The organism is Streptomyces sp. NPDC054813 (assembly GCF_053611365.1).
In genome coordinates this window covers 67939-83579 of record NZ_JBSHAF010000037.1, presented here as the reverse complement: position 1 = coordinate 83579, position 15641 = coordinate 67939, and the positions used below count along the sequence as shown (strand labels likewise).

General features: G+C 69.8%; 10 protein-coding genes and 1 pseudogene. 3 read left to right on the top strand and 8 right to left on the bottom strand.

All coding sequences use genetic code 11. The annotated features are described in order from the left end of the window. The first annotated feature begins 119 nt into the window (after positions 1–119). From ACWGJB_RS45310 to ACWGJB_RS45300, 3 genes are read left to right on the top strand one after another with little or no spacing between them, the layout of a single operon-like run. Positions 120–968: a helix-turn-helix domain-containing protein gene (locus ACWGJB_RS45310; RefSeq protein WP_453385883.1), complete on the top strand. Its 849-nt coding sequence runs from the start codon at positions 120–122 to the stop codon at positions 966–968. A 32-nt stretch (positions 969–1000) separates the two neighbouring features. Next, positions 1001–1618 (top strand): TetR/AcrR family transcriptional regulator, encoded by a 618-nt coding sequence (locus ACWGJB_RS45305; RefSeq protein ID WP_453385882.1) that lies wholly within the window; start codon positions 1001–1003, stop codon positions 1616–1618. Beyond that, complete coding sequence (locus tag ACWGJB_RS45300) at positions 1615–2040, top strand: DUF6192 family protein (RefSeq protein WP_453385881.1); 426 nt, start codon at positions 1615–1617, stop codon at positions 2038–2040. The genes ACWGJB_RS45305 and ACWGJB_RS45300 overlap by 4 nt, the downstream gene beginning before the upstream one ends. Before the next feature lie 112 nt (positions 2041–2152). On the opposite strand, the gene ACWGJB_RS45295 is transcribed toward ACWGJB_RS45300, so the two are convergent. The 8 genes and pseudogenes from ACWGJB_RS45295 to ACWGJB_RS45260 all read right to left on the bottom strand — a co-directional run bounded on the left by ACWGJB_RS45295 (position 2153) and on the right by ACWGJB_RS45260 (position 15567). Next, positions 2153–4123 carry a SpoIIE family protein phosphatase gene (locus tag ACWGJB_RS45295; protein ID WP_453385880.1) on the bottom strand — a complete coding sequence of 657 codons (1971 nt, stop codon included), beginning with the start codon at positions 4121–4123 and terminating at the stop codon, positions 2153–2155. Positions 4124–4291: 168 nt separating this feature from the next. Continuing rightward, positions 4292–5092 (bottom strand): antibiotic biosynthesis monooxygenase, encoded by an 801-nt coding sequence (locus ACWGJB_RS45290; protein WP_453385879.1) that lies wholly within the window; start codon positions 5090–5092, stop codon positions 4292–4294. Positions 5093–5094: 2 nt separating this feature from the next. Further along, positions 5095–6357: an amidohydrolase family protein gene (locus tag ACWGJB_RS45285; RefSeq protein WP_453385878.1), complete on the bottom strand. Its 1263-nt coding sequence runs from the start codon at positions 6355–6357 to the stop codon at positions 5095–5097. Between the two features lie 38 nt (positions 6358–6395). After that, complete coding sequence (locus ACWGJB_RS45280) at positions 6396–7862, bottom strand: FAD-dependent monooxygenase (RefSeq protein ID WP_453385877.1); 1467 nt, start codon at positions 7860–7862, stop codon at positions 6396–6398. A gap of 668 nt (positions 7863–8530) precedes the next feature. Further along, positions 8531–9799, bottom strand: a complete 1269-nt coding sequence (locus ACWGJB_RS45275) for an SGNH/GDSL hydrolase family protein (RefSeq protein WP_453385876.1) — start codon at positions 9797–9799, stop codon at positions 8531–8533. A 62-nt stretch (positions 9800–9861) separates the two neighbouring features. After that, positions 9862–12489 carry a hypothetical protein gene (locus ACWGJB_RS45270; protein ID WP_453385875.1) on the bottom strand — a complete coding sequence of 876 codons (2628 nt, stop codon included), beginning with the start codon at positions 12487–12489 and terminating at the stop codon, positions 9862–9864. Positions 12490–12907: 418 nt separating this feature from the next. Then, positions 12908–14807 (bottom strand): annotated as a pseudogene (gene pepN, locus ACWGJB_RS45265) (aminopeptidase N); the annotation flags it as partial. 52 nt (positions 14808–14859) lie between these two features. Continuing rightward, a complete protein-coding gene (locus ACWGJB_RS45260) occupies positions 14860–15567 on the bottom strand; it encodes a GntR family transcriptional regulator (RefSeq protein WP_453385874.1) in 708 nt (235 codons plus the stop codon). Positions 15568–15641 lie beyond the last annotated feature (74 nt).

The window sequence follows — 15641 nt, the reverse complement described above, 5'->3', positions numbered from 1 at the left end:
GGTGAGCTCGATCGAACGTCCAGACGAGAGTGCTATGTGGCTCAGTGACATTCCGACACCCTATGTGCAAGATTCACTTCCGATACACGGCCTAGGAACCATCGACGTACGATTCAGCCATGAGCGCCAACGAACTGGGCGAATTCCTGCTGGCGCGCCGTTCCCGGGTCAGTCCGCAGGATGTGGGGCTTCCCCGCTCCACGGGCCGCCGCGTCAGCGGGCTGCGGCGCGAGGAGGTCGCCGTGCTGGCCGGGGTCAGCGCCGACTACTACGCCCGCCTGGAGCAGGGCCGCGAACGGCACCCCTCCGGTCAGGTCATCGACGCCCTCGCCCGCGCCCTGGACCTGGACTCCGACGCCTGCTGGCACGCCTACCGCCTGGCCGGCCTGGTGCCGAAAAGCGAAGCCCCCGACGTCGACGGGGAGCAGGTGGCCCCCCAGCTGCAGCGGCTGATGGACACGTTCCCGGCAGCGGTCGCCTATGTAGTCAACCGCCGCCTGGACATTCTCGCGTCGAACGCGCCGGCCACCCTGCTGCTGTCCCCGCTGGCGGACCCGCGCCACATGGTCCACTCCCTCTTCTGCGACCCTGCCGCACGCACTCTCTTCGTGGAGTGGGACACCATGGCGCGCGACACCGTCGCCGCGCTGCGGCTCGCGTACGGCCACGAGCGCCACGATCCCCGGCTCACCGCCCTGATCGACGAGCTGCGCACCGAGAGCGCCGAGTTCACGGAACTGTGGGAGCAGCAGGATGTCGGTCGGCTGGGCAGCCGGTTCAAGACCTTCCACCACCCCATGGCGGGCCGGATGACGCTGTCGTACCAGACGTTCGAGGTGCAGGACGCGCCGGGGCAGAGCCTGCTCGTCGGCACTGCCGAGCCCGGCAGTGCGGACGCCGACCGCCTGGCGCTCCTCTGCACCTCACACCCCCGGGAGGGCCGGCAGGCGTCAGCCCTTCGCCAGTAACGGAAACCAACGTTTGCGTTTAGGGTGGGGGCATGCCCCGTTTGAGCGAGGAGCGCCGCGAAGAACGGCGGCGCCACATCCTGACCAGTGCCTGGAGTTGCTTCTCCCGCAACGGTTTCCATGCCACGTCGATGGACGACGTCATCGCCGCGACCGGCATGTCCTCCAGTGCCGTCTACCGCTACTTCCGCAGCAAGGACGACCTCATCGACGCCGCCGCGGACGAGGCACTCACGCTGGTGCGCGACCTGTTCGGGCGGCTCCTGGAACTCCGTCCCACCCCTTCACCCGCCGAGGTGCTGGAGGCCATGACCGTCGAGGCCCGCGACCGGGGCGCAGGCCAGCCGTATGACCTGACCCGTATCGCGATCCAGGCATGGGGCGAGGCCCTGCGCAGCCCGGAACTCGAAGGGCGCACCCGGACCTTCTACCTGTCCGTGCGCGACAGCCTCACCGAGCTGGCCCGTCGCTGGCGCAAGGAGGGCATCCTGCCCCCCACGGCGGACCCGGATCAGGTCGCGTCCCTGCTGATGACGCTCATGCCCGGGCTCCTGGTCGGCCGCCACCTGGTGGCGCCGGTCGACGCAGAGCAGTTGATCGGCGGGCTCTCGTCCCTCGCCTCGGCCCTCGGCAGCGCGCCCTCCTTGTGACGCGCGCGCCGCCCGTCCTCCGCAAGGTCCACTACATCCTTGCGTCCATCGGGGACGGCACCGAGCGCTTCGAGGTGATCGGCGCCCCTCCACTGGACCAGCACGCCAAGGTGCGGCGCTGGATGACGAGCTGGGCCAAGAAACACGTCGGGCAGAGCCCGGACCGTCCCGAGACGGTGCCGCCGAAGGTGGCGGCCATCCACCGCCTTGCCGACGACGAAGTCGCCGCAGAGGTGGCCTCGGACGTACTGCGCCGTCCGGAGGTCGCGTCCAGGGTGGTCGCAGACCTGGTCGGCGCCTGTCACCGGTTCCTGCCCACTTGCGGGAAGACGGTCGCCCAGCTGCGCGACCGGCACCTGCCGGACGACGAGCGGGCCGTCCTGGCGCAGAACGTCACTCGCTGTCGCGCCGTCTGGACCTGATCGAGACCGCCGCGCACTCAGCCGCGAGGTTGGCTGAGCCATCGAGAACACACCGCTCGGCGAATGAGCGCGAGGGTGGTCTTGCAGCGAGGTCGTGAGGACGTGGGCGCCGTCATGTGCGTCGGATGACCAGCACGGCCACGTCGTCGACGTGGCCCACCGCGACCGCGGCATCGAGGATACGCTCGGCGGTCTCCTCGGCGTTCAGCCCGTCGCGGAGGGCCCCGCCGGCCAGCGTTCCGGCTCGCTCCAGTCCGGCTTCCAACGTGAGGCCCGGTCCTTCGACCACTCCGTCAGTGACCATCACCAGCGCGCTGTCCTCATCCAGGGTGAAGGTCTCCTCGCCGTACTCGGTTTCGGACACGACTCCCAGGACCGGCCCGCCCGCCAGCTCGTGGATGCTGTGGCTGCCGTCCGTGCGCGCGCACAGCAACGGCACATGGCCGGCGCTTGCGCCGGTGACCCGTCCGTCGCCCGGGTCGATATGCAGCATGGTGCAGCTGGCGAATCGTGCCGCGCCCATCGTGACGAGCAACTCGTTGGTGCGCGTCAGCACGGTTGCGGGATCCGGTTCGTGGGCGGCGATCGCACGCATGGAGGCACGCACCTGTCCCATGACTGCGGCGGCGTCCACGTCGTGCCCCTGGGCGTCGCCGATCTCCATGGCGACCGTGCCGTCGGACATCACGAAGGCGTCGTACCAGTCTCCGCCGATATCCAGCCCGTCCCGGCTGGGCCGGTAGCGGGCGGCGACCTCCAGGCCCCCGAGGTGCGCAGGCAGCGTGGGGAGCATGGTCCTCTGCAGCGCCGCGGCCAGCTCGACTCGTGCCTGCTGCAACCTGATGCGCCTCAGTGCCTGCCCTGCCAGGTCGGCCAGCGTACCCATGAGGGTCCGCTCCTCCAGGGACGGCCGGTATCCGCTGCCGTAGGTCACCAGCCACGCCCCGAGCGGCTGGTTGCCTGCCTCGCTGAGGGGGGTGATCGAGGCGGCATAGTCGGAGCCGAGTCGGCCGAGCCGCGGAAATTCGGCCCCGCGGGGCCAGCGGCGGATGTAATCCTCCCGGTCGATGATGAGCTGCGGCCTGCCGGTACGGATCGCCTCGGGCAAGGCGCTTGGATGGTCCAGCGGCAGGCCATGCATGACCTCGACCTCCCACATTTCTATCCCGGCATCGGTGGAGACACGCAGGCGGCCTTCGTCGACGAGCGCGAGCAAGGCGCCGCTGGCACCGAAGGTCGCGGCGAGCCGGGTCAGGGCGACCTGCCGCAGCTCCTGCTCCGTGGCCGCGGTGATCAAGGCGGAGGAGAAGTCGGCGATGTCCTTGGCGCGCTGTCGCTCGGCAGCCAGCGCGGCCTGCGCCTTCGCCTTGCGCTCCTCCTGCATGGTGTCGTCGCGGAGTATTCCGAAGAGCCGCTCGGGGCCGCCGTAACCCAACTGGATCCGACGGGTCTGGGCGGCCAGTTGGTGCCAGCCCTCGCGCTGGGGGAGGTACCGCAACCTCACCCAGGGCGACTGCTGGATGGAGGCCGAGCGCAGGAGCTGCCGCAGGGCCTCCCGGTCGTCAGGGTGCACTGCCGATATCACTGTGGAAAGCGACACAGTGGGGTCGGGAAAGAGCGCGACCAGGGCGGGTGCGCCGCCGAGCCATTCCAACTGGTGATCATCGGGCGAATACATCCACAGACCGAGGTGGGCGGCCGTGGTGGCCAGCCGGAACGGGATCAGCAGGCTGGCCAGGTCGTTTCGCGCGTCCAGTGCGTGCACCCAGACCAGTTGCCCGTCACTTGCGGGATCCTTCACCTGCTGCGCCTCGATCAAGGAGGCAACGGGCGCTCCGCCTCGCCCGGGAAAGTCCAGCACCCGCATCGCGACCGCCTTCGTCTTGGCGGCGTGAGCCACGAGACTCTCGGCCAACATCCGCTGGCTTGCGGGCCACAGATCACCGAAGCCACGCCCCAAGGACTGCTCCGCAGACCTGCCCAGCGCCGTGACCATTGCAGCGTTGAGGCAGCGGATGGCGCCGTCCAGCGTCAGAAGAGCCGCCGGCTCAGCCCCTCGAAGGAGTTCGTCCGAGGCATCCATCTGCGACTCCCTGGCACGCCAAAACAGACTGTTCAGTAATTTTCTCGCATTTTCTCCCGGCACGCCGATAAAGGGTGGGTCTGTCCGCCTGCGTCGAATGGCGGCGGCAGGGAACCCGCAAACAGACACTCATCGCCTCCTGCGCCGCCCCTCTCACCGACATCTGGGTCAGGGCAGGGTGCACAAGGTGAGTGGTTCCGCATGTGGTGGCGCGGCCATCAGGTCCGCGGCGTTGGTGCGGAAGGTGCTCATGTGGGGCGTTGCGTGGTGGGCGTCGAGGGTCTGCCGGCCGGTCCACTCCTCGTAGACGACGAACATGTCGGGTGTCTGTTCGGCGCGGTGCACCCGGTAGTCCAGACAGCTGTCCTCGCGACGGCTGGCAGCGGCCAACGCCAGGAGCATGCGTTCCAGCTCGCGGCCCGCGCCGGGCCGGGCCGTGACTGTTGTGACGACGCGCAGCATCGGCTTCTCTGCGTGGGCGCTGCTGGGTTCGGGCGCGGGGCCGGTGCTGAGCCAGGGCGAGTCGAATTCGACGCGTGCGGTATTCAGCCCGTGGGGCGTGGTGGTGTAGAGGCGGAGGCGTTGTCCGTCGGGGTCGGGGATGACCAGGAGCCAGCCCACCAGGGCGACCACCGGGGGCGAGTGGGGGATGCCGAGGGTGTCCAGGTGGGGGATCCACTGGCCCAAGGCCGCCTGGTCGTCGACGGCCAGGGTGAGGAAGTCGTAGCCCTCCAGGGCGGTGGCGGTGGCTGGGTCCAGGCGCAGTTCGAGGCGGGTGCCCAGGCCGGGGACGTCGAGGATGACAGCGAAGAGGGTGCCGTCGGGGCGGCGGTGGTCCAGCTCGGGCAGGCGGCGGGCGCCCAGCACGGCGCCGTACCACCGGGCGCTGCGCTCCAGGTCGGTGACGGGCAGTTTGAGGTGGTGAATGCCCAGCGGCACAAGGTTGGCTGAGGCGCGGTCGCTGCTCACGGCTACTCCCGGGTCTGTGCTGCGCGAGGGGCGGTGCGGTCGGTGCGGATGCCGCGACGCCACAGGGCGGTGATAGTGCGGAGCGCGGTGATGTCGCGGGTGGGGTCCCCGTCGACGAGCAGCAGGTCGGCCCGGAGACCCGGCGCGATGCGTCCTCGGTCGGTGAGGCCGAACGCGTCGGCGGGCGCGGCGGTGGCGGCGGTCAGGGCCTGGGCGGGCGTGAGGCCCGCGGCGACGAGCAGGGCGAGTTCGCCGTGGTAGCTGATGCCGTGCGTGGTGGGGTGACCGTGACCGCCGGTGCCGTCGGTGCCCGCGAGCAGCGGCACGCCGAGGCGGAACATCCGCACGGCGGCATCGGCGGCGTGCCGGGGGTCCACTCCGATGGGACCCACGCGTCGGCCGGGGTCGGTGGTGCGGATCTCGTCCAGGTCCGCCAGCCACTGCGGGTCCGCGTAGGGGCGAAGCCTGGGGTCGTCGGCGAGTTCGTACTCGGCCGGGACGGACGTCATGCCGGTGAGCGCCGTCAGGGTGGGCACGACGAACATGCCGTTGTCCGCCGCGGCTTCGATCAGGGCCTGGTCGCTGGGCCCGTCGGCGGGGGCGTGGGCCAGGCCGTCGATGCCGCAGTCGATCGCCTGACGTGCCGCGCTGCGGGTCAGGGTGTGGGCGACGGTCCGCAGCCCCCGCTCGTGCGCGGCCCGGACCAGAGCGGTGACCGTCTGCGGGGACATGAGGGGCAGCGGCTTGCCGATGGCAGTGCCGTCCTCGATGAAGATCTTCAGGTGGTCCGCGCCCTCGACGACCCGGGCCGCGACGAACGCGTCGGCGTCGTCCGGTCCAGCCACCGTGGGGAACGGTTCGATCATGCCGAGCTCTACCAGCCGGCAGGGGTGGCCGCCCGGAGCTGTCGCGCCCGTGGTGGCGACGCGCACGTCGGCCAGGTCGTCCCGTGCCTCGGCGGCGGCACGCATCCGCTGGGCGGTCTCGGCTGCGCCGCCCATGTCTAGTTCGGTCGTGATCCCGAAGACCAGCGCCTGGCGCAGCTGCGCCGTGTCGGTGGTGTGGGTGTGGGCGTCGATCAGGCCGGGCAGCAGGGTGCGCCCGGCCCCGTCGAGGACCGTGGCCCCGGCCGGTGCGTCCAGGTGCGGGCCGATGGCAGCGATCACAGGACCGTCGATGAGGACGTCCTGCGCCGGTTGCAGCCGAGTGCCGTCGAAGACCGCGGCCTGGCGGACGAGGGTGGGTGAAGGAGTGGGAAGGGTCATGTCCGTGTCTCCTTGAACGGGCCGTCCTTCGGGCGCACTTACTGGTGCAGGTACTGGCCGAACAGATCAACGACGTCGACCGGGTCGCTCGGGACTTCGGCAGCGGCCAGGTAGCCGTCGGGGCGCACGAGCAGAGTGGTCGGCAGGTCCGGGACGTACCGCACGGCCATCGACCCGTGCCTGCCCGCCGTGATGCCGCGCCGTGGTGTGCCGGGCAGAGCGAGAGTCCAGCGCAGGCCGTCCGGCGGGACGACCAGCGGCGAGACGCGCGTGCCGCAGCGCGGGACGCCGAGGTCGGGTTCACGGGTGTAGGCGATGTCTAGCTGGGCGAGAGTGGTGGCCAGCCAGTCGGTGATGCCCGGTGTGGCGGCCGCGGCGGCCAGCAGCGCATTGCGGCGCCGTCCGGCCGCCGGGTCGGCCAGGGCCGCGATCCGGGCGAACTGACTGGTGAAGGCCACGAGTTGGGCCGCGACCGGCTGTCGCTCACGGTGATAGGTGTCCAGCAGCGTCTCGGGGGCGGCGCCGGTCAGGACGGCGTGGAGCTTCCAGGCCAGGTTCCCGGCGTCCTGCATCCCGGTGTTCATGCCCTGGGCCCCGGCCGGACTGTGCGTATGGGCGGCATCGCCAGCCAGGAAGACCGGTCCGGCACGGAATTGCTTGGCCACCCGCTCCTGGGCACGGTAGGTGGAAGTCGCCGCCACCTCGGCCACGCGTGTCCGCTCCCCCGCAAGGCCGCGCGCGGTGAGCAACCGCTCGACATCACCCGCATCGGGTGCGGGTGTGCCGGGCGGCACCGGTGCGACCAGGCGGTGCAGGCCCTGGGCGAGCGGGGACATCAGCAGCAGCCCCGCCTCGGACAGGTAGAACGTGGCGTCCTCGGCCACCGCTGTGTGCGTACAGGCCGCCAGGCGGACGTCGGCGAGCGCGAACAACTGCTCCGGCGAGTCCCCCGGAAACGCGATCCCGGCCGTCGTACGCACCGTACTGTGCACGCCGTCGCAGCCCACCAGATACCGGGCAGTCACCGCGCGCAGCACCCCGTCCGGACCGACGACCGTCGCGGTCACACCGGGAAAGTCCGCAGTGAAACCGAGGAGACGGTGCCCGCGGTGCACGACACCACCCAGCTCTTCGAGCCGCCGCACCAACTGCTCCTCGGTGGCCTGCTGGGAGACCAGCAGCATGTACGGGTGCGGAGTGTCCAGCCGGTCATAACAGGCCCGCAGCAGTATCCGGTCCCGGTCATGCAGACAGAAACCGCGCCCCTTCATCCCCCGCTCGACAAGAGCCGCACCAACCCCGATCCGGTCCAGGTACTCAAGCGTCCGCGGCTGCACCGCAGCCGCCTTCGATCCAGGCTGGATCACGTCATTGCGGTCGAGCAGAACATGTTCCACACCCAGCTGGCGCAGACTCGCCGCCAGAGCCAGACCCGTAGGCCCCGCCCCCGCGACCAGGACTTCCGTCCTACAGGAAAGAGGGGGGAGTGCCGGCGACCTCGACATGATGCGCTCCTCGCCGTCGGTGGGGCGACTACCGGGGAAAGACAGCGGCACCAACCCATCACCAAACAAAAACGTACGTTGGCGTTTCACTCTGAAGGTAGCAGTCAGCAACCGCTAACGCAAACGGTCGTTCTCTTTTGGGTCTCGGGGGTGCGCCCGACCCAGCCCCGGTCCTGACCGAACGACCGCCCGGCCCGGCGCGACGGGGCATCCGAGCGCAGCCGTCGATGGACCCAGCGGCGAGCCAGATCGGATCGGTCGCGATCGAGCCAGACCCTTATGATCCGGCCGATATCTGCCCGGGCCATGGCACCCCCGGACGCCCTCTCCTCGCCGCCTACAGCGGCACCTTCATCACCAGATCCACTGTCGAGGCGAGGTCGCCAGCACCACCGGCCGGCCGCCACGTCGCCAGCACCCTGATCCAACCCGCCTGCACGTCAGCCACCCCGTACGCCCCGCAACAACTGGCAGGCCAAACCGACGTAAGTACGCCGCGATAGAGAATCGTCCGACGAACGCACGGGGCCCGTCCGCGGTGTGCGGACGGGCCCTGTGACCGAGTGCCGAGTGAGCTGGCCGAAGATGCCGTCGGCTATCTGCACCGTGGCCCACCCCTCCCACCTCCTCGACGGAATCTGGAAAGGATCACCGCCGGGAGGTGACACTCACGTCAGTAGGGAGAGGTCGACCGCGTTCGCCAGCGCCTGCATGCCGGCCTCGTTGGGGTGGATGTGGTCGCCGGAGTCGTAGGCCGGGTTGAGCGTGGCGGGGTCGGCCGGGTCGGCGACGGCCTTGTCGAAGTCGACCACGCCGTCGAAGGCGCCGCTGGTACGGATCCACTGGTTGGCCGCCTGGCGGATCGCCTCCGCCGAGTCGCTGTAGTAGCCGTTACCCTTGTCGGGCAGCATGGTGCCGCCGATGATCCGGACTCCCGCGGCGTGCGCCTGCCGGATCAGGTCGCGATAGCCGTCGATCAGATCCTGCGCGGTCAGTGGTGCGCCGCCGGGACCGCGGTTGTTGCCGATGTCGTTGATGCCCTCCAAGAGGATCACGTCCCTCACTCCTGCCTGGCCGAGTGCGTCATGGGCGAAGCGTTTGGTGGCGCTGACGCCCTGCCAGATGTTGGGGACGTCCGTCAGCACGCGGTTGCCGCCGATACCGGCGTCCACGACGGCCATCGGGCGGGTTCCGGCCAACCGCCGGGCCAGGTCGTCGGGCCAGCGGTGGTAGGCCCCCGCCGGAGTGTTGTAACCGTCGGTTATCGAGTCGCCGAAGGCCACCACGGTGCCACGGGCGTGCGTCGGGACGACGTCGATCCCGGACAGGTAGTACCAGGATGTCCTCGCCGCGACATAGGACGCGTCGGACACCTCGGCGGTGTGGTCGCCCGGCCCCGACAGATAGCTGGTGTCGAAGGCGTCGGAGTGCCAGGTGGCGGAACTGGTCGCATCTGGCAGGTAGATGCTGACCAGGACGTTCTGCTCGGCCTTGACGTGCATCGCCACCGGGTCGCTGACCACTTCCCCGCCGGTGGGGACGGTCACGGACCGCCGATGGGCGAAGGTGACCGGGAGCAGTGACCCGGCGACCGCCGTCGCCCGTCCGGCTTGCGCGCCGATGGTGACGTGCGCCACCGACAGCGGGATCGTGCCGCGGAGATTGGACAGGTGGATGCGCAGTGCGCTGCCGTCAACGGTGGAGTGCGCGACCATCCGAATGGTCTGGTCGTTGAAGTTCGGTCCGCCGGCCGTCATGCTGGGCGACCAGGCCGCGACTCGCTGGCGCTGGGGCACCTGGGTGTGCGACGCGGTGAAGTCGGCTGCCGGGGAGCCGGCCGTTCGGCCTGCGGCGAGGTGCGGGCCGGCGAGCAGTGCGACGACCGCGGCGGGTGCCGTCAGCACGGCGAACAGCTTACGTCTGGGGGCGGCGAGCATGGGTGTTTCCTTTCTCCCGGCACATGGCCGGCCCGGTGGCGATGAGTTGCCTGTGACCGCGGTCAGTTCAGGGTGAAGCCGTCCACCAGGAGGTAGTCGCCGCCGGCCTTGGTGAGAGTCAGGGTGTGCGTGCCGGCGGGCAGATTCGAGACCGTGTACACGCTCTGCTGGGCGTGCCGTTCCGGGGTGTTCGCGCTGACGGTCTTCTTGGGGATGCCGTCCAGCGAGACGGCGATGTCGCCTTCGTCGGGGTTCGTTTCGGTGAGGAAGCTGATCCCGGTGCCGGTGAAGGTGATCGTCGCGGCGGCGCCGTTGTGCTGGGCGTAGTGCACGCCGTTGTCGAGGTCGCCGTAGCCACGGGACCCACTGGAGGACCAGCTGCCGGTGTACGAGATCCGCAGGTCGTCGTCATCGACGGTTCTCCCGGGGAGGGTGCCGGGGCCCGCGGCGTTGATTATGGCCTTTGCTGTCGGCGGCCAGTTCCCGTCGGTCACCACGGTGGCCTGCTGGAACGTGATGTCGGTGCCGCTGTTGTTGTAGGAGGCGGTATCGCTGTAGTTGTCGTGGATCGTGTCGTCGTGGATGCTCGGCGTCCACAGGTTCGTCCAGAGCGACCCGTTGGCGAAGCGCACGACGTTGTCGTGGGTGTTCCACAGCGAGCTGCCCTCGTCGTGGTAGATCATGTTGCAGCCGTCGATGCACTCCGACAGCACGTTCCCGGCGAGTTCCGAAGGTGTGGACTGGCCGCCGAGGGTGTAGATCGGGCCGCCGTCGAAGAGTGCACCCATCACGCTGTGCACGTGGTTGCCGAGGATCTTGTTGCCGCCGGCGTACGTGGTGCCGTGCAGGCAGGGGTTGGGCAGACCTTGCGCGGCTTGCAGTGTGCAGTTCGACGCCCATCCCCAGCCCCAGCCGATGGACATGCCGGAGTACGGGGTGTAGCCGATGTCGTTGTGGGACACAGTCGTCGCCCTGCTGTGGCCGACCCACACGCCGACCGCGTCCTGGTACTCCTGGCCGGGGAACTGCACGGTGTTCCCCGAGACGGTGTTGCCGCTCGTCATCAGGGCGGGGTCGGTCTGGTAGTAGTCGTCCACCTCACCGACCGAGACGCCGCTGCCGGAGGTGTCGGTGACGGAGCTGTCCTCGATCGTGGAGTTCTGTGTCTGGTCGGCCAGGTCGATGCCGCTGGTGCCGGTGTGCCGGACCACGTCGCCGGAAAAGGAGATCCGCATGCCCCGGTGTACCTGGACCGCTGCGGGGATGCGGATCGGTGTGCGTGTCGCCGGGTCCCAGAGCACCCCGGCCTGGTTGTCCACATAGCCCTCGGCGGACGGGGCGTTCCATGTGGTGTAGGCGAAGGTCAGTCCGGAGAAGACGAGGTCGTGCACGGGTGCCACGACGTCGGGGATCACGGTGAATCCGTCGACGAGCAGATACGCGCCGCCGGTCTTGACCAGACGCACGGTGTGCTTGCCCTTCGGCAGTCCGGTGACGGAGACCATGGCCTGCTGGGCCAGGCGCTCCGGGCCGTCGCCGGAGACCGTCGAGACCTTTGTGCCGTCTATGTATACGTCCGCGGTGCCCTCGTCGGAGTTGGTCTCGGACAGCACCTGGATCCCGGTGCCGGTGAAGGTGTAGGAGACCGCGTCGCCGTCGCTGGAGGTGTAGTGGACGTCTGCGTTCAGGTCGCCGAGGTGCCGACCGTCGGAGTAGCCCCAGTTGCCGGTGTAATCCGCCCGCCAGTCGGTGTCGTTGACCGGGGCCAGGTGTCCCGGGGTACCCGAGGCGTCGACGAGTTCGGGCGCCACCGGCATTTCGACGTCCGCTGTCGCCAGGTTCTCGCCGGCGCGCGGCACGTAGTAGAGGTAACCGGCGTCCTCATCGAGATAGAACTGGCCTGGTGTGCCGAGGAGTTGGTAGGAGTTCTCCAGCCAGCTGATGCCGTCCATCGTCGGCAGTCCGGCGCCGTTGAAGGGGAAGCTCGGGTTGGGCACCGCGTTGTGGTTGTTGTTCCAGCAGCCGGGATCGACGGTGAGGTCCGAGCCACCCGACGTGGAGCGGGTGATGGACGCCAGCGGGCAGCGCATCTGCTTCCAGCCGCTGTTGTAGACGACCTCGACCTGTGCGGGGTTCGTCCACGCGGTGTACGAGGCGTCGGCGGTGGTGAAGCCGGTGGCGGTCACCGAGAACCCCGCCGGGTTGCGCGGCCCGCGTGCACGGTCAGCCCGTGTCCCGTTGACGAACAGCTCCCGGCTGGCGGTGCCTGCGGGAACCCTGGCCCGGTAGATGTTCTTCGCGGCGTCGACGCGCGAGAAGCCGGTGAGCCGGGTCGCGCCGCTGAGCACCGGCGTCTGCCCCGCGGCCGCCCGGTACACCACCGGGTGGCCACGTCGGCCGGAGTCCTGGACGCCCAGCCGGAAGGGAGCGGTGAGCCGGTAGGTCCCGCCCTCCAGTTCGACCACGACGTCGCCCGAGGCGTGCGGGACGAGAGATCTCGCGCGGTCGCGAGCGGTCTCGAGACTGCACGGATTGCGGTTACCGCAGGCCGAACCGCGCCCGTCGGGCGCGACATGCAAAGTGGCCGGCGCGTGGGCGGACGCGTCGGCGGTGACGGCTTCGGGTGGGCCGCCGGTGAAACCCAGACAGGCCACGGCGGTAGCAAGGCACGCGGCGACAATGGTGCGCATGGTCGATCTCCCACAGGACGAGCGAAGGCCCAGACATCCGATGAATGTACGGAACCATTTCTCCAAGTCATAGACCTGGGACGGAATTTGTGTGGTGACATCCGACCTGTCTTTGGATGCCGGCCGCGTAGTCTCGCGGGGCGCACTCTCATCTGAGCGTCGAGAACCCTCCCGCGCTGCCTCACAGGGTGGTGGTCGAGGCGTTGGAGCGGGATCTGCGCGACCGCTCGGCAGAGGGCGAGGCTGCGGAAGTCCTGGTCGGCACGGCGTTGAAGGACGACGACGCGCGGTTCGTCGAGCACTGGTGCGTGCCGGTCGGGACGCGGGCTGTGTCGGGGAGTCCGCTGCTCGGGCTGGCTGGGTTGCGCCTGGGCTATACCGCTCGACGCTTCGGGCATCTCAGCGATGAGGCCCGTGCCCGGGCAAGGGCGTGCCAGCGCAGTTCGCGATCGTCCCGGGGGACCTTCGGGACGGCTTCGGCGCTGTCGACCAGGGTCCGCAGGGCCCCGAGGTGCAGGGCCCGCCGGGTCGGGTCGTCCAGGATCCCCCGGCACACGTCCGCCAGGGTTGTCAGGGCGGCAGGGCTCAGTCCGGGCGCGAGGTAGCGGTCGGCGACCGGCCCGCGCGCGAAGGCCAGGACGCTGTCGACGACGGCGGCATCCGTCTCGTACGGCAGATGACGGGTGACGAGCTCCAGGTAGCCGACGGGCGGGAGTTCGGCGTCGCGGACGATGTCACGGGCCGTGGTCCACAGCACGGCGCGGGTGAGCGGGTCGTCCAGGGTGGAGAGCGAGTCGGTGACAGCGGCCCAGGAGCGCGCGTCCAGACGGACCTTGGCGTAGGCGAGGTCACCGTCGTTGGGGACGAGGAGGTCGGGGGCCTGGGCATGGCTGCCGGAAACAAGGGCGTCGGAGCCGGGCTCGGCCCAGATCTGCTCGCGCAGGACGAGCCGGCTGTTCGCGTCGTAGTCGTACAGGCCGAACCGGACACGGTGCGGGCGGCTGACCGACCGGTGCCCGCCGATCGTGTCCACGCCGGTCGTGCGCAGCCACGCCTCGCCCCATGCGTGGACGTCGCGGCCCGACGTACGGGTCAGGGAGTCCAGGAGTTCGCCGAGGGTGTCGTTGCCGAAGCGGTGTCGGGTGAGGTGGTCGTTGACTCCGGCGAGGAACGGCTCCTCGCCCAGCCGGTGGCGAGTTGACGCAGTGCGGCGGCGCCCTTGGCATACACGATGCCGTCGAAGTTGGCCAGTGCCCGGCCAGTGTCGGGTACGGCGTCCGGTGGCGGTGCGACGGGGTGGGTGGAGGCGCGCTGGTCGGCGTCGTAGCCCCAGGTCTTGCGAGTGACGGCGAACTCGGTCCAGGCGCCGGTCAGTTGATAGGCCATGTGGTCGGCGAAGGACTCGTTCAGCCACAGGACGTCCCACCATCGCATGGTGACCAGGTCACCGAACCACATGTGCGCCATCGCGTGCGCGAAGACCCGTGCTCTGCCCTGCCGCTCGGTGCCGCTCGCCGCGGAACGGAAGAGGAAGCCCTCGCGGAAGGCGATCAGCCCGGGGTTCTCCATCGCGCCGTTGTTGAACTCCGGGACGAAGACCTGGTCGTAGGAGTCGAAGGGGTACGGCTCGTCGAAGAGTTCGTGGTAGCGGTCGAACGCGTGCCGTGTGATGCTCCACAGTTCTTCCGCGTCGGTGTCCAGATGCGGAGCGAGGCTGCGACGGCAGTGCAGGCCGAAGGGCAGACCGGCGTGTTCCGTGCGCAGGGAGTGCCAGGGCCCCGCGGCGGGGTCGGGGCGATCCGCCACCGCCCTTCGGAGGCCGGGTCGCGAGCGCGGACGCCGTTGCCCAGAACGGTCCAGGAGGGCGGTGCTCTGACCGTCACTTCGAAGACCGCCTTGAGGTCCGGCTGGTCGAAACACACGGTGATCCGCGGCAGCTGGTCCAGGAAGGCCTGGCTGTGTACATACGTCTCGCCGTCGGCCGGATCGGTGAAGCGGTGCAGGTCCTCACCCGTGCGCGAGTAGGCCATGTCCGCTTCGACGTACACCTCGTGCGGCCCCGCCGTGAGACCGGAGAGGGGGATCCGGCCGTCGGTGAGCCGGGCCTGATCGAGGGCATGACCGTCGAGTGCCGCCCGGTGCAGGACGGCGGGCTTCAGCTCGGCGATAGTGTCACCCGCGGTACGGACGGTGAAGCGTACGGTCGTCGCTGAACGGAAGTGCGCCTCACCCCGGGTGAGGTCGAGGTCGACGGTGTACCGCTCCACATCGATCAGACGTGCACGGGCCTTGGCCTCGGCGCGGGTCAGCGAGGGCATCCTTCTCCGTAACGTGTTGAGCGGACCGGCGTGCGGTCCGGCTGGGGCCCGTTCAGTGGGCCCACAGGCCCCGGACATGGCCGAGGTGACGGGTCATCACCTCGCGTACGGCGTCCGCGTCGCGGGCGAGGAGCAGGTCGAGCAGTTGGAGGTGTTCCTCGGCGGACGACTTCAGCAGTCCCCGCTCGACGAGCGCGGTGAGCCCATACAGCCGTGACCGCTTGCGCAGGTCGCCGACCACCTCGACCAGATGCTCGTTGCCGGCCAGCGCGAGCAGGCCGAGGTGGAAGCGGCGGTCGGCCTCGACGTAGGCGATGAGATCACCGTCCGCGGCCGCGGTGACGATCTCCTCGGCTGCCGGGCGCAGTGCCTCCAGCGCCACGGGGTCAGCGGTGGCGGCAAGGCCAACGACGACGGGGATCTCGATCAGCGACCGGATATGGGTGTACTCGTCGAGCTGACGCTCCGAGACGGCTGTGACCCGGAACCCCTTGTTGGGCACCGTGTCGACCAGACCCTCCTTGACGAGGTCGAGCATGGCCTCGCGCACCGGTGTGGCGGAGACCCCGAAGCGGGTGGCCAGCATCGGCGCGGAGTAGACCTCGCCAGGGCTCAGCTCGCCGGCGATGAGGGCGGCGCGAAGGGCGTCGGCGACGCGCTCGCGGTAACTGGGGCGCGCTCCGCCCAGGGTGGGCAGGGCGGGACCGGCGCCGGTGGCGGAGGCCTTGGAACCCTTGTCCCCGTTGCGCTGAGCGGCCATGCGGTGGTCCTCCTGGACGGAATGTGCGTCTGTGCGGTCGGGCGGAACGTGCGCCGCGGCGCCGCGCGGATCAG

Bases quoted from the DNA above. Each gene is read 5' to 3' on its own strand.
- ACWGJB_RS45310 (WP_453385883.1), top strand. From the start codon at position 120: ATGAGCGCCAACGAACTGGGCGAATTCCTGCTGGCGCGCCGTTCCCGG.
- ACWGJB_RS45305 (WP_453385882.1), top strand. From the start codon at position 1,001: ATGCCCCGTTTGAGCGAGGAGCGCCGCGAAGAACGGCGGCGCCACATC.
- ACWGJB_RS45295 (WP_453385880.1), bottom strand. From the start codon at position 4,123: ATGGATGCCTCGGACGAACTCCTTCGAGGGGCTGAGCCGGCGGCTCTT.
- ACWGJB_RS45285 (WP_453385878.1), bottom strand. From the start codon at position 6,357: ATGACCCTTCCCACTCCTTCACCCACCCTCGTCCGCCAGGCCGCGGTC.
- ACWGJB_RS45280 (WP_453385877.1), bottom strand. From the start codon at position 7,862: ATGTCGAGGTCGCCGGCACTCCCCCCTCTTTCCTGTAGGACGGAAGTC.
- ACWGJB_RS45275 (WP_453385876.1), bottom strand. From the start codon at position 9,799: ATGCTCGCCGCCCCCAGACGTAAGCTGTTCGCCGTGCTGACGGCACCC.
- ACWGJB_RS45270 (WP_453385875.1), bottom strand. From the start codon at position 12,489: ATGCGCACCATTGTCGCCGCGTGCCTTGCTACCGCCGTGGCCTGTCTG.
- ACWGJB_RS45260 (WP_453385874.1), bottom strand. From the start codon at position 15,567: ATGGCCGCTCAGCGCAACGGGGACAAGGGTTCCAAGGCCTCCGCCACC.